General features: G+C 61.1%; 7 protein-coding genes. 4 read left to right on the top strand and 3 right to left on the bottom strand.

Going from position 1 to position 21,932, the window contains the following annotated elements; all coding sequences use genetic code 11:
- Window positions 1-9: 9 nt before the first annotated feature.
- Together RGV59_RS07430 and RGV59_RS07425 are read left to right on the top strand one after the other, a co-directional pair.
- Complete coding sequence (locus RGV59_RS07430; RefSeq protein ID WP_102618618.1) at window positions 10-699, top strand: ABC transporter permease; 690 nt, start codon at window positions 10-12, stop codon at window positions 697-699.
- On the top strand, window positions 680-1,867 hold the full coding sequence (locus RGV59_RS07425) for a methyltransferase (RefSeq protein ID WP_322246926.1): 1,188 nt from the start codon (window positions 680-682) through the stop codon (window positions 1,865-1,867). The genes RGV59_RS07430 and RGV59_RS07425 overlap by 20 nt, the downstream gene beginning before the upstream one ends.
- Window positions 1,868-2,108: 241 nt before the next feature.
- On the opposite strand, the gene bcsQ is transcribed toward RGV59_RS07425, so the two are convergent.
- Entirely contained in the window at window positions 2,109-3,068 is a 960-nt protein-coding gene (gene bcsQ / locus RGV59_RS07420) for a cellulose biosynthesis protein BcsQ (RefSeq protein ID WP_017849957.1), read from the bottom strand.
- 265 nt (window positions 3,069-3,333) lie between these two features.
- On the opposite strand from bcsQ, the gene lapG reads away from it, so the two are divergent.
- Together lapG and lapD are read left to right on the top strand one after the other, a co-directional pair.
- Window positions 3,334-4,050: a cysteine protease LapG gene (gene lapG / locus RGV59_RS07415; protein ID WP_126585403.1), complete on the top strand. Its 717-nt coding sequence runs from the start codon at window positions 3,334-3,336 to the stop codon at window positions 4,048-4,050.
- A gap of 11 nt (window positions 4,051-4,061) precedes the next feature.
- A complete protein-coding gene (lapD, locus tag RGV59_RS07410; RefSeq protein ID WP_126585330.1) occupies window positions 4,062-6,020 on the top strand; it encodes a cyclic di-GMP receptor LapD in 1,959 nt (652 codons plus the stop codon).
- 44 nt (window positions 6,021-6,064) lie between these two features.
- Here the strand turns inward: lapD and RGV59_RS07405 are convergent, their stop codons facing one another.
- Window positions 6,065-6,403, bottom strand: coding sequence for a hypothetical protein (locus tag RGV59_RS07405; RefSeq protein ID WP_017849960.1), 339 nt, complete (start codon window positions 6,401-6,403; stop codon window positions 6,065-6,067).
- Between the two features lie 123 nt (window positions 6,404-6,526).
- Window positions 6,527-21,787 carry a retention module-containing protein gene (locus RGV59_RS07400; protein WP_322246925.1) on the bottom strand — a complete coding sequence of 5,087 codons (15,261 nt, stop codon included), beginning with the start codon at window positions 21,785-21,787 and terminating at the stop codon, window positions 6,527-6,529.
- Between the last annotated feature and the right edge of the window lie 145 nt (window positions 21,788-21,932).

The following is a 21,932-nucleotide window of genomic DNA, read 5'->3' as shown; positions in this document are numbered from 1 at the left end:
GACCTGGGCCTGAACTGGGCCGTGATCATCAAGTGGCTGCCCAAACTGGCCCAGGGCGCGACCCTCACCCTCGAGCTGGTGGCCATTGCGGTGATTGCCGGCCTGCTGCTGGCGATCCCGCTGGGCATCGCCCGCTCTTCGCGCCGCTGGTACGTGCGGACCCTGCCCTATTGCTACATTTTCTTCTTTCGCGGCACGCCGTTGCTGGTGCAACTGTTCCTGGTCTACTACGGCCTGGCGCAGTTCGATGCGGTGCGTAACAGCTTCATGTGGCCGTACCTGCGCGATCCGTTCTGGTGCGCCACCGCCACCATGACCCTGCACACCGCCGCCTATATCGCCGAAATCCTGCGCGGTGCGATCCAGGCCATCCCGCCGGGTGAAATCGAAGCGGCGCGGGCCCTGGGCATGTCCAAGCCGAAGACGCTGTTCTACATCATCCTGCCGCGCGCCGCGCGCATCGGCCTGCCGGCGTACAGCAACGAAGTGATCCTGATGCTCAAGGCCAGCGCCCTGGCCAGTACCGTGACGCTGCTCGAACTGACCGGCATGGCGCGCACCATCATTGCGCGCACGTACCTGCCAGTGGAGATCTTCTTCGCCGCCGGGATGTTCTACCTGCTGATGGCCTATGTGCTGGTGCGCGGTTTCAAACTGCTGGAACGCTGGCTGCGGGTCGATGCCTGCCAGGGACGTTGAAGCGCACTTCCAGGCGCTGGATGCGTTCCTCAGCGAACACCAGGGGCTGTGGCGACCACGGCCCTTCACGCATTGCCAGTTACCCTGGGAATCCCAACATCCCGCGCTCGCCCAGTGGCTGCGCCGGCGCTCGCTGGCCGACGCGGAAAGCAGCCACAACCGGCCCCATGAGCTGCCCGCCCCGGCGCCTTTTCCACAGCTGGCCGCGCAGGCGCAGCGCCTCAGTGCTGTGGATAAGTTACCGACGCGGCCCCTGGCACCCGCCCGCCAGCGCCTGAACGTCGATGTGCCCGGCCGCAAGTGGCAACAGATCGAAGCCTTCGGCGCCGCCCTGGGGTTCGCGCAACTACCGCGGCACTGGCTGGACTGGTGCGCCGGCAAAGGCCACCTCGGCCGCCGCCTGCTGCACAGCGGGCAGCAACTGACCTGCCTGGAATACGATCCGGCCCTGATCGCCGCCGGGCAGGCCTTGAGCGACCACCACCAACTGCCCGTCACCCATCACCTGCAAGACGTACTGGCCGACGTGACGGTCAGCGCCGAACACACACCCGTCGCCCTGCACGCCTGCGGCGACCTGCACGTGCGCCTGCTGCAACTGGCCAGCACTGCTGGCTGCAAGCAACTGGCGCTGGCACCCTGCTGCTACAACCGCATCCGCACCGACCGCTATCAGCCACTGTCGAGCGTCGGCCGCGCTTCGGCGTTACGCTTATCGGTGGATGACCTGGGGCTGCCCCTCAGTGAAACCGTCACCGCCGGCAAGCGGGTGCGCCGGCAACGGGATACGTCCATGGCCAGGCGCCTGGGTTTCGATCACTTGCAGCGCCAATTGCGCCATTGCGACACGTACCTGCCCACGCCGTCCCTGCCCGCCAGTTGGCTGGGTAAACCCTTCGCCGACTATTGCCGCGAGCTGGCAGACCTCAAAGGTTTATCCACAGGCGAGCAGGATTGGACAGCGCTGGAGGCACACGGCTGGCGGCGCTTGGCCGAGGTCAGAAACCTGGAACTGCTGCGAGGGTTGTTCCGCCGCCCGCTGGAGCTGTGGCTGGTGCTGGATCGGGCTCTGTTTCTGCGGGAACAGGGCTACACCGTGGCGGTAGGCAGCTTCTGCGAAACCACCCTGACCCCACGCAACCTTATGGTGCTGGCTGAGCGCGATTAAAGCGCATTTTTTCCTACGCGCGCCCTGTGGATAACTCTGTTGATGAAATCCTTACAGAAGCTGTAACCATCTGCGCTACAGGCCAAATGCCATACTGATCATTTTTTGTGCAGCGAATAAAACGCACGCAAAACAGGCGGTTGCGCCGTGTTGAGAATGGTTCCGCCCAAACCCCATTCGACGCCATCGGCGACCTGCCGATTGTGCATAAGCATTTCGCGTTCAGCGCATAAAGCGTGATTTAGCGGGCTTTTTTCCGTGCGATCAACAACCGGCACAGCCTCTTGAGATCATCGCAGGCGGCGCTCGCCGCCAAGTTATCCAGCGGGTCCGTGGCAAAGGCCAGGGCTTCGCTGATCGAGGGATCGCGATGCACCACGTCCAACGGATTGTCGCCCAGGCGCAGTTTGAAGGCATTGACCATGTCCCGGCTGAACGCCGAGTTTTCTTCCAGTTGATTGATCACATAGTGGCAATGTGGCGGGCGTTCACGCTCAAGATAAGGCGCCAGCACCGCGTCCAACTGGTCAAGCGTGCCGAGGCATGCGGCATTCGGCTGGACGACGACCAATACGCTATCGGCCACGCTCAAAGCTTGATGCAGATAGACGTTATTACCGGCGGGGGTGTCGATGAGCATGAGCGGGCGCTCGCTCAACCCCAGGGTCGACAGGTGCTGCGCCAACCACTCCGGTTCGCGCGTGAGCCAACGTTGCAGGTTGTCCTTCTGCTTGATATCGGTGTGCCCGAAGGGGATCACGCGGCAGCCGGCAAACCCCGCTTGCAGGAGCGTCTCCCAGCGCGTATTGAGCAGGCTGGCGCGGCCGACGCCCAGGAGCTCCGGGGCCACGCCGAAATGCTGGCGCAATGCGTTTTGAGGGTCCAGATCCAGCGCCACCACCGACTCCCCCAAGCGCTGCAAGCCGCTGCTCAACGCCGTGGCCAGGGTGCTGCGGCCAACGCCGCCGTTGACCGAGACCAGCGCCACCACGGTTGGGCGCGGTGTGCTCAAGTCATAATGATGAGGTTGTTCATAGGCCGCTGGCGCATTGGCGCAAAAGCGCGAGCCGTCTTTCTGGTTAGCGCGGGTGCCATCATCGAATGGAAGGGTGCCGAAAAAGTGCAGCCGAGCGTTCCGTGCCTTGGGCTCCCGGGTCAGGCTCTTGCCGGACGGGGCAAACAGATCATCGGTACGGCTCATGGCCATAACTCCTTCACAGTGCCATTAAAGACGTGAAAGGTCGGCAAGATAAGGCTGACCGCAAGTCTTTTTGTCGGCGCTTTGGTTGCGACATTCTGTGACAGGCGTTATGAGGTGTCATTATTTTGATGGAATTGCCGCCACCCTTTCAGACGAGCGGAAAATAGCCAATTTACCAGCACTTATTCAGGATAAATTGCTACAAAGTGATTTCATCGTGCCATTGTTTTTTACCCGGTATCACCGCACCATTGCCGCACCTTCAATGCTGCAAGCTCGGGTAATCGCAGTGGCGATACGCTTTAACTTCCCTCGGTTCCTGTACGGTCTGGCCATCACGCTGTTGCTGGGTGGCGGCCTGCTGGGCAATCTGCTCGCCGATTGGGATTTCAGCCAGATCAGCCGCCGCGCCGAGGCGCTTTACGGGCCCCTGGGCGCCGGGCGCCAGCGTATCGATGCCTGGCAACACCTGCTCACGGCGCAAAAGCAGGTCAGCGAGACCGAACAACTCAACGTGGTCAACTTGTTCTTTAACCGCCAGTTGCACTACGAAGAAGATATCGACCTGTGGCACGAGATCGATTATTGGGCGACGCCCATTCAATCCCTGTGGAAAGGTGCCGGTGATTGTGAAGACTATGCCATCGCCAAATACTTCAGCCTGCGTCACTTGGGCGTCCCGGCCGAGAAGCTGCGCATAACCTACGTCAAGGCCTTGCGCCAGAATCGCGCGCATATGGTACTGACCTACTATGCAAGCCCGGAAGCCATGCCGTTGGTACTGGACAGCCTGATGGACCCCATTCTGCCGGCCAGCCAACGTCCGGACCTGCTGCCCGTCTACGCTTTCAACGGCGAAGGGTTGTGGCTGACCGGCGCGGCGGGCAACAAAAAAGTCGGTGATAGCAAGCGCCTGTCACGCTGGCAGGATGTCTTGAAAAAAATGACCGCCGAAGGTTTTCCGGCCAGTTCGGATAATTAACAGGAGCTACGATGTCACTGTTCAAACAATTGCTGATCGCTATCTGTGTGTTTCTAGTGGTTGCCTTCAGCGGTAGCTTCATCGTCAGCCTGGAAAGCTCGCGTGCGCAGTACGTCAACCAGTTGCGTTCCCACGCCCAGGATGCGGCCACCGCACTGGCACTGTCGCTGACGCCGAACATCGATGACCCGGCGATGACCGAGCTGATGGTCAGTTCGATTTTTGACAGTGGCTACTACGCGAGCATCCGCGTGGTGGACCTGAGCAATAACCAGGTGCTGGTGGAGCGTGCCGCCGAGCCTGATGCCAGCGGCGTACCGGCCTGGTTCGTGAAAATGATCGGCCTCGCGCCGGCCGGCGGCGATGCCATCGTCAGCCGAGGCTGGCAGCAGGCGGCACGGGTCGAGGTGATCAGCCACCCGATGTTCGCCCTGGCCAAACTGTGGCAGAGCGCATTGGGCAGCCTGGGCTGGTTGCTGCTCTGCGGCGCCGCGAGTGCGGTGCTCGGCGCGCTGTTGCTGCGCCGTCAGTTGAAGCCGCTGGACTATATGGTCGAGCAGTCCCACGCCATCGCGCGGCGCGAATTCATCAGTTTGCCCGACCTGCCCCGCACCCCCGAACTGCGGCGCGTGGTGCAGGCCATGAACCAGATGGTCGAGAAGCTCAAGGCGTTGTTCAATGAACAGACCGAGCGCAGCGAGAAGCTGCGCGTGGAGTCCTACCAGGACAGCCTGACCGGGCTGGCCAACCGGCGCTATTTCGAGATGCAGCTCAACTCGCGGGTCAGCAACCTGGAAGAAGCCAGTTCAGGCTACCTGCTGATCTTGCGGGTCAACGACCTCGCCGGTCTCAACCAGCGCCTGGGCGGGCAACGCACCGACCAACTGCTGCAAGCCGTCAGCCAGCAACTGGTGCGGACCTGCGCCAAGTACCCGGAAACCCAAAACCTGATCACCCGCAGCCGCGGCGGCGAGTTCGCCGTGCTTGCCCCGGGCCTGGTGCGTCACGAAGCGGTGCAATTGGCCCAGGCGCTGGAAACCACCCTGCAGAGCCTGTACGAAACGGGCGCCACAGACATGCAGAGCGTGGCCTACATCGGCCTCGCGCCCTACAACCCCGGCGATGCCTCGGCCGACCTGTTGAAGCTGGCCGATCAGGCCCTGGCCCAGGCTGAAGCCAGTAGCGGCCAAACCTGGGTATGCCTGGAGCGCCAGACCCGGGACACCGTCAGCGACGATCCGCATAGCTGGCACACCCTGCTCGACGAGGCCCTGAATCAGGGGCGCTTCCGCTTGTTTTTCCAGCCGGTGGTCAGTAGCAACGATACCCGTCAGGTGCTGCACTACAAGGTACTGTCGCGCCTGCTCGACAACCAGGACCAGACCATTGCGGCGGGGCACTTCCTGCCCTGGCTGGAGCGCTTCGGCTGGACCGCGCGCCTTGACCAATTGATGCTCGACCTGGTGATCAAACACCTGGCACAACACAACCAATCGGTGGCGTTGAACCTCTCGGCGGCGACCTTGAATGACCCACAAGCCCTGGAGCGGATGTTCGAGCGATTGGCGCAACACCCGACACTCGGTACGCGCCTGACGCTGGAGATCGGCGAAGAGCAAGTGCCCGAGCAAGCCCAGTTGGAGCGTCTCACCCGGCGCCTGCGCAGCCTCGGATACAGCCTCGGCCTGCAACGTTTCGGCGGGCGTTTCAGCATGATCGGCAACCTGGCGAACCTGGGCCTGGCGTACCTCAAAATCGACGGCAGCTACATCCGTACCATTGATCAGGAAAGCCACAAGCGCTTTTTTATCGAGGCGATCCAGCGTGCCGCCCACAGCATCGATCTGCCGTTGATTGCAGAACGCGTGGAAACCGAAGGTGAGTTGCGCGTGATTCGCGAGATGGGCATCGAAGGGGTGCAAGGCCAACTGGTCGGTGAACCCGCGCCGTGGACGTGGAGCGCCGAGTAATCAGGCCGGCTTGACGCTCATGCCGTGAAAGAGGTGCGTGCGCCTCAGATCAAACCGCTTTCATCGTCATTGATCAGCTCACTCAAACCGCCCAGCGCCGTCCGTGCCTGGGTACGCTCCATCACCTTGACCTGCGCGGCGGGCGGCAGGTCAGTGATGCGGATCACGCCCTTGGCGGTCAGCACCTGGATCAAGTCATCGAGCACCCGAATCATCTCGGAGTCGCTCTGTTGGAGCTGCTTGAGGCTGTTGTCGATCACATCCGTGGCAAACCACGCCTGAATGTCCTGATGATCCGCCGGTAGAGTTCCGGTGGATTCGGCGAAGGCCTGCGCCTCGACGCGAACCAAAGCGTTGTATTGATCGCGTTGCACGTAGAACATCAGCGTTCTCCCAATAAAAAATCCCTGCAGGCGCCGCACCTGGCTCCTACAGAGATTACACACATTTTCCCGAAGCTGGTGCCCACGGAGCACCAATCCCGAAAGATTGGCGCTCCAGGGTGATCAGTCGTGATGCTTGACGGTCAGATCACCACCGGCGATCAGGCTGTTGATCGCGGCACTGCCACTGCCCCAGCTGGCGCCATCGACCTTGATCGTAACATCGGCCGTACCGCCACCCTGCGCCGTGAACGAACCGCTGCTGCTGACACTCAGCGTCGAGTTGCCCGCCGAGTCGGTGCTCAACTTCAGGTAGTTGGTCAGGTTGGTGTCGTTATTGCCTTGCAGCAAATCAGACAGGTCCAACTTATCGCCTTCGCTGTGCTTGAAGTCGGTGATGGTATCGACGCCAGTCCCGGTGTTGGTATCCCCTTTGAGCCACACGAAGGTATCCGCCCCCGCGCCGCCGGTGAGGGTGTCATTGCCCTTGCCGCCCACCAGGATGTCGTTACCCGCCCCGCCGTTGAGCACGTCGTTACCGCCTTGGCCGAACAGAATGTCGTCGCCGGCGTTGCCGATCAGCTTGTCAGCGCCGTCGTTGGTGCCGTAGATGTTCGACGCGCTGGCCAATGCACCCACGTCAGCGACGTGCTCGGTGATGAACTGGTGCAAGGTACGGTCATCGATGTGATCGACGGTCGTGGCCAGTTTGTCGGCCGCGAACGCCTTGAGTGCAGCACTGCCTTCAAGGTTGTTGTAGCTGATCAGATCGCCGAACAGAATGTCGTTGCCCGAACCACCGGTGAGGGTGTCGGCGCCGGTATCGGCCGCGTGGCCGGTGATGGCATCCGCCAGCTTCGCGGTGTCGATCGTGGAGACGTTATGATCGGTATCAAACTGCTTGAGCACAGCGGTATCAATGTTCGAGCCCAGACCGATGGCCTCGACGACAACCTTGCCTGGAACCGCGTTGACCAGATCGGAATAGGCCGACTTGGCGTTGCTCATGGCGTTGCTGGAATCGTTGTAGACCGACGCCACGTCAAAGCCGCCGCTGCTGTTGGCCACCACGGTGCCTTCGTAGTTTCTATAGCCGTTATAGTAGGAATAGACGTTGCCGTCGCCATCGACAATCACCTGCGTCCTGCCGTTGATTGTCGCGGTGACCGGGGTGCTCTGACCCAAAACGTAGTTGGAGTTGTTGACGACGCTATCAAAGTAAACATCCGAGCCATTCCAACCGGTCCAGCCCAGGTAAGGGTTGCCATCAACACTGGTGTATACGTTCGGCTCACCGTCGGTAATGAAGTACGTCAGGTTTTTTGCACCCACATTGCTCGTGGCTTCGTCGCCCTTGAACCAGTTGGTGGCGGCGTTGAATGCATCCTGATAGTTGGTCATGTCGCTCGATTTTGACGTCATCTGAGTCAACACAGCCTGCAAGGCCGCTTTAGCGGCGTCCTTGTCGGCGAGGTTGACCGAGACCTGCGCTTCAACCCGCGTATCGAAGTCGACCAGCAGTACCTTCACAACACCCGAGTCGCTTTTACCGGCATTGCTGATCAAGGTATCGAACACGCTCGCAAGCTGCGCCTTGATCGACTTCATCGCACTGCTGCCGATACTGCCCGAGGTATCGACGATGAAGGCAATGTTGTAGTTGCTGCCCGCATTGACGATACCGCCTTTGTCACCGACCACCATGTTGTTGGCCGAGGTACTGCTCAGGTCGACGACATCGGCGGCGCCGCCGCCTTCCGTCACCACATAAGTCTGTGGCGTAACGGTAATGGTGCTGGTGGCCACCGACGAACTCAGGCTGTCAGCGCCTGCGTTGTCCTTCACGGCGATCTCGACAGTGCGATCACCCGTGGTCGGATACTTGCTGGTGCTGGAGTACTGGAACGACTCGAGCAACGACTTGTAGGTGGCCGTGTCAGCCGCGCCCGACAGGGTCAGGACGATTTTGCCACTGACGTCGGTGCCGACGCTGGTCAGGGTGACGCCGTTGTAAGTACCGCCTACGGTCACCAGGCTCGAGCTGAGCTGGTCGCCCGCGCTGGCGTTTTTCAAGGTGATGGTCGCGCTTTGCATCTGGCTGCTGTCGACGTCACCGATGGCTACGTTGCCGGTGATCGCTATCCCACCCGTACTGCGCTCCGAGTAGGCCGTGCTGTAGCTGGTGAGGACGGAACCGTCTGTGGTGCTCAGGTCCAGGGTCGGTGCGTCGTTGACCGAGGTCACGGTGATAGTGCCGTTGGCCGGGGCCGAGGTCAGCGGATTGCTGCCGTTAGCGTTGCCGCTGTCGGCGGCGGTGTAGGTGAAGTTCGCCGTGCCGTTGAAGTTCGCGTTCGGTTTGAAGTAAACCGTGGCTTCGCCGTTGACCGCAGTAATCGCGCCGGTCACTGGTTTGGTCATCGCTGCGTCGGTGTAGAAGGTGCCGTTGGTTGGCGTGCCGACGGTGAACGATTTCACGTTCGCCAGGCCGTCTACGTCGGTCGCGCTCAGCTTGACCGCAATACCCACGCTTGGATCTTCAGCACCGGTCGCGGTGGTTGCCGCTGCAACCGGCGCATCGTTGACCGGGGTCACGGTGATGCTGCCGTTGGCTGCTGGCGAGGTCAGTACGTTGCTGCCGTCAGCGTTGCCGCTGTCGGTGGCGGTGTAGGTGAAGTTCGCCGTGCCGTTGAAGTTCGCGTTCGGTTTGAAGTAAACCGTGGCTTCGCCGTTGACAGCGCTAATGGCGCCGGTCACCGCTTTGGTCATCGCCGCGTCGGTGTAGAAGGTGCCATTGGTTGGCGTGCCGACGGTGAACGACTTGACGTTGGTCAGGCCATCGACGTCGGTCGCGCTCAGCTTGACCGCGATGCCTACGCTTGGATCTTCAGCACCGGTCGCGGTGGTTGCCGCAGCCACTGGCGCATCGTTGACCGGGGTCACGGTGATGGTGCCGTTGGCTGCTGGCGAGGTCAGTACGTTGCTGCCGTTAGCGTTGCCGCTGTCGGTCGCGGTGTAGGTGAAGTTCGCGGTGCCATTGAAGTTCGCGTTCGGTTTGAAGTACACCGTGGCTTCGCCGTTGACCGCGGTAATAGCACCGGTCACTGGTTTGGTCATGGCCGCGTCGGTGTAGAAGGTGCCATTGGTTGGCGTGCCGACGGTGAACGACTTGACGTTGGTCAGGCCATCGACGTCGGTGGCGGACAGCTTGACCGCGATGCCTACGCTTGGATCTTCAGCACCGGTCGCGGTGGTTGCCGCAGCCACTGGCGCATCGTTGACCGGAGTCACGGTGATGCTGCCGTTGGCTGCTGGCGAGGTCAGTACATTGCTGCCGTCAGCGTTGCCGCCGTCGGTCGCGGTGTAGGTGAAGTTCGCCGTGCCGTTGAAGTTCGCGTTCGGCTTGAAGTACACGGTGGCTTCGCCGTTGACCGCGGTAATCGCGCCGGTCACCGCTTTGGTCATGGCCGCGTCGGTGTAGAAGGTGCCATTGGTTGGCGTGCCGACGGTGAACGACTTGACGTTGGTCAGGCCATCGACGTCGGTCGCGCTCAGCTTGACCGCGATACCTACGCTTGGATCTTCAGCACCGGTCGCAGTGGTTGCCGCTGCAACCGGCGCATCGTTGACCGGAGTCACGGTGATACTGCCGTTGGCGGCTGGCGAGGTCAGTACGTTGCTGCCGTCAGCGTTGCCGCCGTCGGTCGCGGTGTAGGTGAAGTTCGCCGTGCCGTTGAAGTTCGCGTTCGGCTTGAAGTACACGGTGGCTTCGCCGTTGACCGCGGTAATCGCGCCGGTCACAGGTTTGGTCATGGCCGCGTCGGTGTAGAAGGTGCCGTTGGTCGACGTGCCGACGGTGAACGATTTCACGTTCGCCAAGCCGTCTACGTCGGTCGCGCTCAGTTTGACCGCGATACCTACGCTTGGGTCTTCAGCACCCGTCGCAGTGGTGGCCACAGCCACCGGCGCGTCGTTGACCGCAGTGATCACCACGCTCACCTTGCCAGTCGTGACTTCTTCAACCTGCGTGCTCAACTCTTTGGCCGTTGCCGTCACAGTCAGATCGAAATTGGCAGTCGCATCCTTGGCCGGAGTGACGGTCAGGGTAGCCAGGTTCCAATTGCTGACATCGTACTGGGTGGTCGCACCCGTCGAGGTATAGCTGTGGCCCGTGGCGCCGTCGGTGATGACAGCGCCTTCAGGCAGGCCGCTGATTTCTACCTTGTGCGATTCCGACTGGTCATTGTCGACAAACGTGGTCGTGATAGGGCTGATCTTGATCGCAGTGTCTTCCAGGCCGTGGTTATAAACGTTGCCGGTGTAATAACCTTCTCCGTTGACCACATGAGCATCGTCAAACACCGCCCCGGCGGCTTTCAACGCTTCCAGGCTGGTATAGGTCTGCACGCCGCTGCTGCCCAACGCCATCGACGGGCCGTTGTTGATCGAGACATTGACGTCGTAGTTGCCCGGGCCGGCCTGGTTGTAGTGATAGATGTCGAGGGTGTAATAACCCGACTCTGTCGGCGTAAAGGGGGTTGCGTTGATCCCGGTGCCCTGGCTCCAGGTCTCGGTCGACACCAACTTGCCGCCGACGGTAACCGCCAGGCTGTCATCGGCGCTGCCGGTGAAGCTGTAGCTCTTGCCGGCTTCCAGGTAAATCAGGCCGGAGACTTTGGTCGCGGTGAGTTCCACCACATTAGCGTTGCTCACGTTGGCAGTCACACCCGTGGAGGCTGCGCTGTCAGGCGTTTGGGCGTTGATGACCCGGATCAAATCGCTGGACTGAACAACCCCATTGCCGTTCGTACCCAATGCACCCGGCAGGTTGCCGCCGGTCCAGGTTTGAATGGTCAAGCCGGTTGGCACGTCACCGAATGCGCCGACGGTCACGACAGGAACGTCCGTCACTGGGTGGATATCCACGGTGATGGTTTTCGTATCGCTGTTGAGCTGGCCGTCGGTCGCCTGGAACTTCAGCTCGGTGTAATCACCCTGCTTGTTACCGACGCCGGCATTGCCGAAGCTGTTATCGCCCGACTCGTTGGCCGCAGGGCTGTAACGCACATTGTGATTGTCGAAGTCGGCCTGGCTGAAGGCCTTGCCCGGCGACGTATCGGTTTTCAGATCAGCCGCGCTGAGCTTGACCCAGACACCGTCGACTTTGTACTCGATGGCACCGTTGGGCAGGCTGGTGAAGACGACTTTCAGGTCCGTGGAATCCACATCGTTGACCCCGAACGTCGACCATTTCAGCTCGACTGGGGTGTCTTCGTTGCTTTCGACGTAGCCATTGCTCGCAGTCGGCGCATCGTTGACCGGAGTTACGGTGATGGTGCCGTTGGCTGGAGCTGAGGTCAGCGGGCTGCCGCCGTCGGCAATGCCACCGTCGGTAGCGGTGTAAGTGAAGTTCGCGGTGCCGTTGAAGTTTTCGTTTGGTTTGAAGTAAACGGTGGCTTCGCCGTTGACCGCGTCGATCGAGCCGGTTACCGGCTTGGTCATGGCGGCGTCGGTGTAGAACGTGCCGTTGGTTGGCGTGCCGACGGTGAAGGATTTCACGTCTGCCACGCCGTCTACATCGGTGGCGCTCAGTTTGACCGCGATACCTACGCTTGGATCTTCAGCACCGGTCGCAGTAGTGGTCACAGCCACTGGCGCGTCATTGACCGGGGTCACGGTGATAGTGCCGTTAGCCGGAGCTGAGGTCAGCGGGCTGCCGCCGTCAGCGATACCACCGTCGGTAGCGGTGTAGGTGAAGTTCGCGGTGCCGTTGAAGTTTTCATTTGGCTTGAAGTAAACGGTGGCTTCACCGTTGACGGCTTCAATCGAGCCAGTCACTGGCTTGGTCATGGCCGCGTCGGTGTAGAAGGTGCCGTTGGTTGGCGTGCCGACGGTGAAGGATTTCACGTCTGCCACGCCATCTACGTCAGTGGCCGAAAGCTTAACTTCGATACCCTGGGCCGGATCTTCGGAACCCGTTGCGGTGGTCGGTGCTGCGACCGGCGCATCGTTCACCGCAGTCACGGTGATGGTGCCGTTAGCAGGCGCTGAGGTCAGCGGGCTGCCGCCGTCAGCGATACCGCCGTCGGTAGCGGTGTAGGTGAAGTTCGCCGTGCCGTTGAAGTTCGCGTTTGGTTTGAAGTAAACGGTCGCTTCGCCGTTGACCGCATCAATAGCGCCGGTCACCGGTTTGGTCATCGCCGCGTCGGTGTAGAACGTGCCGTTGGTAGGCGTGCCGACGGTGAACGATTTCACGTCTGCCACGCCGTCTACGTCGGTGGCGGACAGTTTGACCGCGATACCTACGCTTGGATCTTCAGCACCGGTTGCGGTAGTGGTCACAGCCACAGGCGCATCGTTGACCGGGGTCACGGTGATAGCGCCGTTAGCAGGCGCTGAGGTCAGCGGGCTGCCGCCGTCAGCGATACCACCGTCGGTGGCGGTGTAGGTGAAGTTCGCGGTGCCGTTGAAGTTCGCGTTTGGTTTGAAGTAAACGGTGGCTTCGCCGTTGACCGCATCAATAGCGCCGGTCACTGGCTTGGTCATGGCCGCATCGGTGTAGAAGGTGCCGTTGGTTGGAGTGCTGACGGTGAAGGATTTCACGTCTGCCACGCCATCCACGTCGGTGGCGGACAGCTTGACCGCGATACCTACGCTTGGATCTTCAGCACCGGTCGCGGTAGTGGTCACAGCCACAGGCGCGTCATTGACCGGGGTCACAGTGATAGTGCCGTTAGCCGGAGCTGAGGTCAGCGGGCTGCCGCCGTCAGCGATACCACCGTCGGTCGCGGTGTAGGTGAAGTTCGCGGTGCCGTTGAAGTTTTCGTTTGGCTTGAAGTAAACGGTGGCTTCGCCGTTGACGGCATCAATCGAGCCAGTCACTGGCTTGGTCATGGCCGCATCGGTGTAGAACGTACCGTTGGTTGGGGTGCCGACGGTGAAGGATTTCACGTCTGCCACGCCATCTACATCGGTCGCGCTCAGTTTGACCGCGATACCTACGCTTGGATCTTCAGCACCGGTCGCGGTAGTGGTCACAGCCACTGGCGCGTCATTGACCGGGGTCACGGTGATAGTGCCGTTAGCCGGAGCTGAGGTCAGCGGGCTGCCGCCGTCAGCGATACCGCCGTCGGTAGCGGTGTAGGTGAAGTTCGCGGTGCCGTTGAAGTTCGCGTTCGGCTTGAAGTACACCGTGGCTTCGCCGTTGACGGCATCAATCGAGCCAGTCACTGGCTTGGTCATGGCGGCATCGGTGTAGAACGTGCCGTTGGTTGGGGTGCCGACGGTGAAGGATTTCACGTCTGTCACGCCGTCTACGTCGGTCGCGCTCAGTTTGACTTCGATGCCTTGAACCGGATCTTCGGAACCCGTTGCGGTGGTCGGTGCCGCTACTGGCGCGTCGTTCACCGCAGTCACGGTGATGGTGCCGTTAGCAGGCGCTGAGGTCAGCGGGCTACCGCCGTCAGCGATACCGCCGTCGGTGGCGGTGTAGGTGAAGTTCGCGGTGCCGTTGAAGTTCGCGTTTGGCTTGAAGTACACCGTGGCTTCGCCGTTGACGGCGTCAATCGAGCCGGTCACCGGTTTGGTCATCGCCGCGTCGGTGTAGAACGTGCCGTTGGTTGGGGTGCCGACGGTGAAGGACTTCACGTCTGCCACGCCGTCTACGTCGGTGGCGCTCAGTTTGACCGCGATACCTACGCTTGGGTCTTCAGCACCGGTCGCGGTAGTGGTCACAGCCACTGGCGCATCGTTGACCGGAGTCACGGTGATGGTGCCGTTGGCTGGAGTCGAGGTCAGCGGGCTGCCGCCGTCAGCAATGCCGCCGTCGGTCGCGGTGTAGGTGAAGTTCGCGGTGCCGTTGAAGTTTTCGTTTGGCTTGAAGTAAACAGTCGCTTCGCCGTTGACCGCATCAATAGCGCCGGTCACCGGTTTGGTCATCGCCGCGTCGGTGTAGAAGGTGCCGTTGGTTGGGGTGCCGACGGTGAAGGATTTCACGTCTGCCACGCCGTCTACATCGGTCGCGCTCAGTTTGACCGCGATACCTACGCTTGGATCTTCAGCACCGGTCGCAGTAGTGGCCACAGCCACAGGCGCGTCGTTGACCGGGGTCACAGTGATGGTGCCGTTAGCAGGTGCCGAGGTCAGCGGGCTACCGCCGTCAGCGATACCGCCGTCGGTGGCGGTGTAGGTGAAGTTCGCGGTGCCGTTGAAGTTCGCGTTTGGCTTGAAGTAAACGGTCGCTTCGCCGTTGACCGCATCAATAGCGCCGGTCACTGGCTTGGTCATGGCCGCATCGGTGTAGAACGTGCCGTTGGTAGGCGTGCCGACGGTGAAAGATTTCACGTCTGCCACGCCATCTACGTCGGTCGCGCTCAGTTTGACTTCGATGCCTTGAACCGGATCTTCAGAACCCGTTGCGGTAGTGGTCACAGCCACTGGCGCATCGTTGACCGGAGTTACGGTGATGGTGCCGTTAGCTGGAGCCGAGGTCAGCGGGCTGCCGCCGTCAGCGATACCACCGTCGGTCGCGGTGTAGGTGAAGTTCGCGGTGCCGTTGAAGTTTTCGTTTGGCTTGAAGTAAACAGTCGCTTCGCCGTTGACCGCATCAATAGCGCCAGTCACCGGTTTGGTCATCGCCGCATCGGTATAGAACGTACCGTTGGTCGACGTACCAACCGCGAACGATTTCACGTTCTCCACGCCATCGATATCAGTAGCCGAAAGCTTGACTTCGATACCTTGAACCGGATCTTCGGAACCGGTCGCGGTAGTCGCGATAGCTTCTGGTGCATCGTTAACGGCAATCACGTTGATCGGCAGGGTGATCGACTCGGATTTCGGATCAGCCGTGCCGTCCTGCGCGGTGGCGGTGACGGTGAGGTTCACCAGGCCGTTGGCGTTTTCCGCCGGGGTGAAGACCAGGGTGGCCTTGTTCCAGTTGCTGATGTCGACGCTTTGATTGCCAGCCGTCGCGGTGAAGGTGTGGCCCGGCGTGCCATCGGTGATGGTCGCGTTGAGCGGTATGCCACCGACTTCCAGCTTGAGCGTCTCGGAGCCATCCTTGTCGGTGGCGTATGCGTCGATGGTCGACAGCTTGATCGCATGGTCTTCCAGGCCGGTGTTCAGCACCTGGGTGACGTTGATGTTGTCCAGCACGCCGCCCAACGAGTTGTTTGCATCCCCGGCCGGGGCTTTGAACTCGAGTTTGGCATCGCCGTCAGCGGTGACCGGCACGACGAAGGTGTAAGTCTTCATGCCGACGGTGGTGGTATCCAGGGTGCCGACTTTGACGCCGCCCCAGAATACGTCGATCACCGAATTGTTCTCGGCGCCCGCACGCGGCGAGTAGTCGACCGAGATGGTGTACGCCGTGCCGGCTTCTGCCTTGATGATGGTGTACAGGCTGGAGTCGTCGCCGGCGTTTTTCTCAAGCTCGATGACCTGGCTGTTGCCTGGGGTCTCTACGCCGTAGTTGCTGCTTTGGCCGATTTCGACTTGGCCGCCGGCATTCCCCGTGAGCCACGGAGTGCTCGGGGTGCCACTGACAGGCGCGTTGTTGGCGTCATTTACCCCGACGATGCCCCACGAACCATTGAGGTTGGCGCTGTCGAAGTTGATCGAGGTCACAGGGCCGCCGCCGAGCAGGCCCAGGTGCGGAGTGTCGGTAACCGGCGCGATCGTGATGTCGGCCGTCGTTACGGCGCTCGATTTACCGCCGTTGTCGACCGCAGTGAACGTCACCTCGGTTTTGCCGCTCCAGTCGCCGGTCGGGGCGAAGTAAACCGCGGCCTTGCCGTCGGCACCCGCCGGCACCGAGTCGCCGACTTTGAGTTCGGTTTGCAGCGTGGCATCGCTGTACAGCTTGCCGTTTTCCGGCAAGGTGGTGATGACAAAGCTGGAGACGGTACCGTCCACATCCTTGCCGTCCAGCACGATCTTGGCGGTATGGTCTTCATCGGCGGTGGTGTTGTCGGCCGATGCAGTCGGGGCGTCGTTGAACAGGTCGATAGTGACCTTGCCGGTGGCGCTGCCGGTTTCCGGCGGTTCGCGATCCAGGTTGCCGCCACCGTTGTCAGTCACATCGATGGTGACGGTACGATCGGTACCGACAGGGTTATTGCCCGGGCTCTGGAAGGTGATGGCTTCAACCAGTTTGACGAAGTCGGCGGCGCTGCTGCCGGCCTTCGAGTCGCTGGTGAGGGTGTAGACGATTTTCCCGTCGGCGGCGCTGCCGCTCTGGGTGATGGTGATCCCGGCAACGGCCAGGGCCTTGAGCACATCGGTATTGCTGAGCAAATCACCTGCAGCCAGGTGGTCGACGGTGACCACGACTTTGCTGAAGGTGGTGTTGTCGACGTCTTTGATGGTCAGGTTTTCGACCAGCGCGACTGCGTCTTTTTGCTCAGTGAATGTGGTGCTGTCGAACTTGACCTCAGGCGGATCGTTCACCGGAACCACGTACACCACGGAGGTGACAGGCGCCGAATCCAGCTGGCCGTCGTTGACGGTGATGGTCAGGGTGCGATTGGCCGGGTCCGGGTTCTCGCTTTCGCTGGCGAAGTGTACCGAACGCAGGACTTCCTGGTACTCAGCCGTGGTGGCCTCACCGGACAAGGTCAAGATGCCAGTGGCCTTGTCGTAGCTGACTGCAATTTTGGTGTTGCTGACATCTGCGATCAGCACATCGTCTGCCAGGTGGTTGACGAGTGTGACTTTGGCGCTTTGCAGGGTGCCGTTGTCGACGTCGCTGACGGTCAGGTTCGCCGCCACGTAGCCGCCAGGCTTGCCTTCAATATAGGTGTCGCCGAATGCGTTGGTCGAGGCGTTGCCCAGTACCGGAGCGTCGTTCACCGCAGTCACGGTGATGGTGCCGTTGGCTGGAGCCGAGGTCAGCGGGCTGCCGCCGCCAGCAATGCCGCCGTCGGTGGCGGTGTAGGTGAAGTTCGCGGTGCCGTTGAAGTTTTCGTTTGGCTTGAAGTAAACGGTGGCTTCGCCGTTGACCGCGTCGATCGAGCCGGTTACCGGCTTGGTCATGGCCGCGTCGGTGTAGAAGGTGCCGTTGGTTGGGGTGCCGACGGTGAAGGATTTCACGTCTGCCACGCCGTCTACGTCGGTCGCGCTCAGTTTGACTTCGATGCCTTGAACCGGATCTTCGGAACCCGTTGCTGTGGTCGGTTCGGCGACCGGTGCATCGTTGACCGGAGTCACGGTGATGGTGCCGTTGGCTGGAGCTGAGGTCAGCGGGCTGCCGCCGTCAGCGATACCGCCGTCGGTAGCGGTGTAAGTGAAGTTCGCGGTGCCGTTGAAGTTCGCGTTCGGCTTGAAGTAAACGGTGGCTTCGCCGTTGACTGCGTCAATCGAGCCAGTCACTGGCTTGGTCATGGCCGCGTCGGTGTAGAACGTGCCGTTGGTTGGCGTGCCGACGGTGAACGATTTCACGTCTGTCACGCCGTCTACGTCGGTCGCGCTCAGTTTGACTTCGATGCCTTGAACCGGATCTTCGGAACCCGTTGCTGTGGTCGGTTCGGCGACCGGTGCATCGTTGACCGGAGTCACGGTGATAGTGCCGTTGGCTGGAGCCGAGGTCAGCGGGCTGCCGCCGTCAGCGATACCGCCGTCGGTAGCGGTGTAGGTGAAGTTCGCGGTGCCGTTGAAGTTTTCGTTTGGCTTGAAGTAAACGGTGGCTTCGCCGTTGACTGCGTCAATGGAACCGGTCACCGGTTTAGTCATCGCCGCGTCGGTGTAGAAGGTGCCATTGGTAGGCGTGCCGACGGTGAAGGATTTCACGTCTGTCACGCCGTCTACGTCGGTCGCACTCAGTTTGACTTCGATGCCTTGAACCGGATCTTCGGAACCCGTTGCGGTGGTCGGTGCGGCGACCGGTGCATCGTTGACCGGAGTCACGGTGATAGTGCCGTTGGCTGGAGCCGAGGTCAGCGGGCTGCCGCCGCCAGCAATGCCGCCGTCGGTGGCGGTGTAGGTGAAGTTGGCGGTGCCGTTGAAGTTCGCGTTTGGCTTGAAGTAAACGGTGGCTTCACCGTTGACCGCGTCAATCGAGCCAGTCACTGGCTTGGTCATGGCCGCATCGGTGTAGAACGTGCCGTTGGTTGGCGTGCCGACGGTGAACGATTTCACGTCTGTCACGCCATCTACGTCGGTCGCGCTCAGTTTGACTTCGATGCCTTGAACCGGATCTTCAGAACCCGTTGCGGTGGTCGGTGCTGCGACCGGCGCATCGTTGACCGCAGTCACGGTGATGGTGCCGTTGGCCGGAGTAGAAGTCAGCGGGTTGGTGCCGTCAGCATTGCCGCTGTCGGTCGCGGTGTAGGTGAAGTTTGCGGTGCCGTTGAAGTTTTCGTTCGGCTTGAAGTAAACCGTGGCTTCGCCGTTGACCGCGTCGATCGAGCCGGTCACCGGCTTGGTCATGGCCGCGTCGGTATAGAACGTGCCGTTGGTAGGCGTGCCGACGGTGAACGATTTCACGTTCTCCACGCCATCGATATCAGTGGCCGAAAGCTTGACTTCGATGCCCTGGGCCGGATCTTCAGAACCGGTCGCGGTAGTGGCGACAGCTTCTGGCGCATCGTTGACCGGAGTCACGGTGATGGTGCCGTTAGCTGGGGTCGAAGTCAGCGGGTTGCTGCCGTCAGCGTTGCCACTGTCGGTCGCGGTATAGGTGAAATTCGCGGTGCCGTTGAAGTTTTCGTTTGGCTTGAAGTAAACCGTGGCTTCGCCGTTGACCGCGTCGATCGAGCCGGTTACCGGCTTGGTCATGGCCGCGTCGGTATAGAACGTGCCATTGGTTGGCGTGCCGACGGTGAACGATTTCACGTTCTCCACGCCATCGATATCAGTGGCCGAAAGCTTGACTTCGATGCCCTGGGCCGGATCTTCAGAACCGGTCGCAGTGGTCGCCACAGCCACCGGCGCATCGTTCACCGCAGTGACAGTGATAGTGCCGTTAGCTGGGGTCGAAGTCAGCGGGTTGGTGCCATCAGCATTGCCGCTGTCGGTCGCGGTATAGGTGAAATTCGCCGTGCCGTTGAAGTTTTCGTTTGGCTTGAAGTAAACAGTCGCTTCGCCGTTGACCGCGTCGATCGAGCCAGTCACCGGTTTGGTCATGGCAGCATCGGTGTAGAACGTGCCATTGGTTGGCGTGCCGACAGTGAACGATTTCACGTTGTCCACGCCGTCTACGTCGGTGGCCGAAAGCTTGACTTCAATACCCTGGGCCGAATCTTCAGAGCCCGTCGCAGTGGTCGCCACAGCCTCAGGCGCATCGTTGACCGCCGTCACAGTGACAGTGCCGTTAGCCGGCGCAGAGGTCAGCGGGTTGCTGCCATCCGCATTACCGCTGTCGGTCGCGGTATAGGTGAAGTTCGCCGTGCCGTTGAAGTTTTCGTTCGGCTTGAAGTACACGGTGGCTTCGCCATTGACCGCGTCAATCGCGCCAGTCACCGGCTTGGTCATGGCTGCGTCGGTGTAGAACGTGCCGTTGGCCGACTCGCCGACGGTGAACGATTTCACGTTCGCCAGGCCATCCACATCGGTCGCGCTCAGCTTGACCGCAATGCCTACGCTTGGATCTTCAGTCCCGGTTGCAGTGGTCGCGATCGCTTCCGGTGCATCGTTCACCGCCGTCACAGTGACAGTGCCGTTAGCCGGAGCAGAGGTCAGCGGGTTGCTGCCATCCGCGTTGCCGCTGTCGGTCGCGGTATAGGTGAAATTCGCGGTGCCGTTGAAGTTTTCGTTCGGCTTGAAGTAAATCGTCGCTTCGCCGTTGACCGCGTCGATCGAGCCGGTCACCGGTTTGGTCATGGCCGCGTCGGTGTAGAACGTGCCATTGGTTGGCGTGCCGACAGTGAACGATTTCACGTTCGCCAAGCCATCCCCATCGGTCGCACTCAGTTTGACCGCAATGCCCTGGGCCGGATCTTCAGTTCCGTTCGCTGCGACCACCACTGCCACCGGCGCGTCGTTAACCGGCGTCACCATCACGTCCAGCGTGCTGCTCGAACCGGTATTGGTGGTGTAGCCGATTTGCGGTACTTCACCGTTGTAATCCTTGACCGGGGTAAACGCATACGCACCATCCGCACCGATGGTGACGGTACCGACACCTTCGACAATGGCGGTTTGGCCTGCGTTATACGTGGTGCCGCCAACGGTGAACGTCGCGACGGTCAGCACGTTGTCGATGTCGCTGTCATTGCTCAGCACGTTGCCAGTGGCAACCTGCTCCTCGGCAACCGTGTTGGTGTCTGCGACCAGCACGCTCGGGTTGTCGACAGCGATCACGGTGGTAGTGGCGGCTTCCGGGTTGATCGCCAGGTTTTCGTAGTTACCGCCGCTTGCACCGGTAATGGTGGCGCTGACGCTCAGGTCTTTGCCGTCGGCCAGGTTTGCCGGCGTATCGACGCTGACGGTGCCCGTGGTTTTACCGGCTTCGATGGTGATGGTGGTGTTGTTGGACAGCGTGATGGTGACGTCGGTCTGCGCGGCGTTGTTCACGGTCGCGGTATAGACGATCTTGCCGCCCTCATCGACCGACGCGTTCGCGCTCAGCGTGACGGTGGTGGTGTCGATGGTGTCATTGATCTGCGTAACCGCCGGCGCCGGGTCGGTGGTGATGATCAGGTTGCCGCCGCCGGACGTGCCGGTGATGGTGGCGGAGATCGACGAAGCATCCAGGTAAGGCGTGTCATTGCCCGCGAACGTGACGTTCAGCGCGCCCGCGGTCTGGCCGGCGGGGACCACGACAGACAAGCCGTTGGACAAGGTGACGGTCAGGTCACTGGTCGGCGCCTGGGTGACAAACACGGTGTAAACCACGACGCCGCCGGCTTCGGTGATGCTCGGCGTGGCGGTCAAGGTGATGGTGACGCTGCGCGGATCGAGGCTGTTATCGGCAGCGGCAGTGAACAGGCCGGTCGCGGCATCAGCGGCATTCAAGCCGTTCGTTGGATAACCGATAGTAGGGTCAACCGTGCCTGCGGTGGCCTCCAGCACGACAAAGCTGTGGCCACCGCCCACGGCGCCGTCCGCACCAGCGGCAGTCGGGCCGGCAGCAGTGGCTTCAAGGTCTTGGGTCGGGTCGGCACCGGCAGCGATGGCTTGCTGCAGTTCGGCAACAGAGGGTGCTTCCTGGGCAGTGGCGGCACTCAGGTCGGTCACTGAGTCAGGCGTGTTCGCGCTCCATTGCGTGTCGCGCCCCAGGTCAAGGGTGCGGCCATCGGCAAGCTCCAACGACACGGAGCCGGCAGGACCGGTTTCCACCTGCTCCCCTGCAAACAAACGATCCCCTTCTACCAGCAGGCGACGAATCCCTTCCGGGGATACCGCAAACACTTGACCGACAATGCTTTTGACGACCGCAACGCTGCTCATAAAAGACTCTCCGTGTATTACCGTTCAGGGGGCATCCATCATGGAGACCGGCCTTTCTCTCTAGTGCCGATTCAATAGCTGGAGTACGTTAAACCCATGTAAAAAATTTGGCGTCAATATTTTGGTGTTTTGCTCGACGAATTAC

It is taken from the genome of Pseudomonas sp. FG1 (genome assembly GCF_034313875.1).
In the GTDB taxonomy this organism is placed as follows: Bacteria; Pseudomonadota; Gammaproteobacteria; order Pseudomonadales; family Pseudomonadaceae; genus Aquipseudomonas; species Aquipseudomonas veronii.
The sequence above is the reverse complement of the archived record's forward strand: the minus strand, read 5'-3'. Positions and strand labels throughout refer to the sequence as shown.

Bases quoted from the DNA above. Each gene is read 5' to 3' on its own strand.
- lapD (WP_126585330.1), top strand. From the start codon at position 4,062: ATGTCACTGTTCAAACAATTGCTGATCGCTATCTGTGTGTTTCTAGTG.
- lapG (WP_126585403.1), top strand. From the start codon at position 3,334: ATGCTGCAAGCTCGGGTAATCGCAGTGGCGATACGCTTTAACTTCCCT.
- RGV59_RS07400 (WP_322246925.1), bottom strand. From the start codon at position 21,787: ATGAGCAGCGTTGCGGTCGTCAAAAGCATTGTCGGTCAAGTGTTTGCG.
- bcsQ (WP_017849957.1), bottom strand. From the start codon at position 3,068: ATGAGCCGTACCGATGATCTGTTTGCCCCGTCCGGCAAGAGCCTGACC.
- RGV59_RS07425 (WP_322246926.1), top strand. From the start codon at position 680: ATGCCTGCCAGGGACGTTGAAGCGCACTTCCAGGCGCTGGATGCGTTC.
- RGV59_RS07405 (WP_017849960.1), bottom strand. From the start codon at position 6,403: ATGTTCTACGTGCAACGCGATCAATACAACGCTTTGGTTCGCGTCGAG.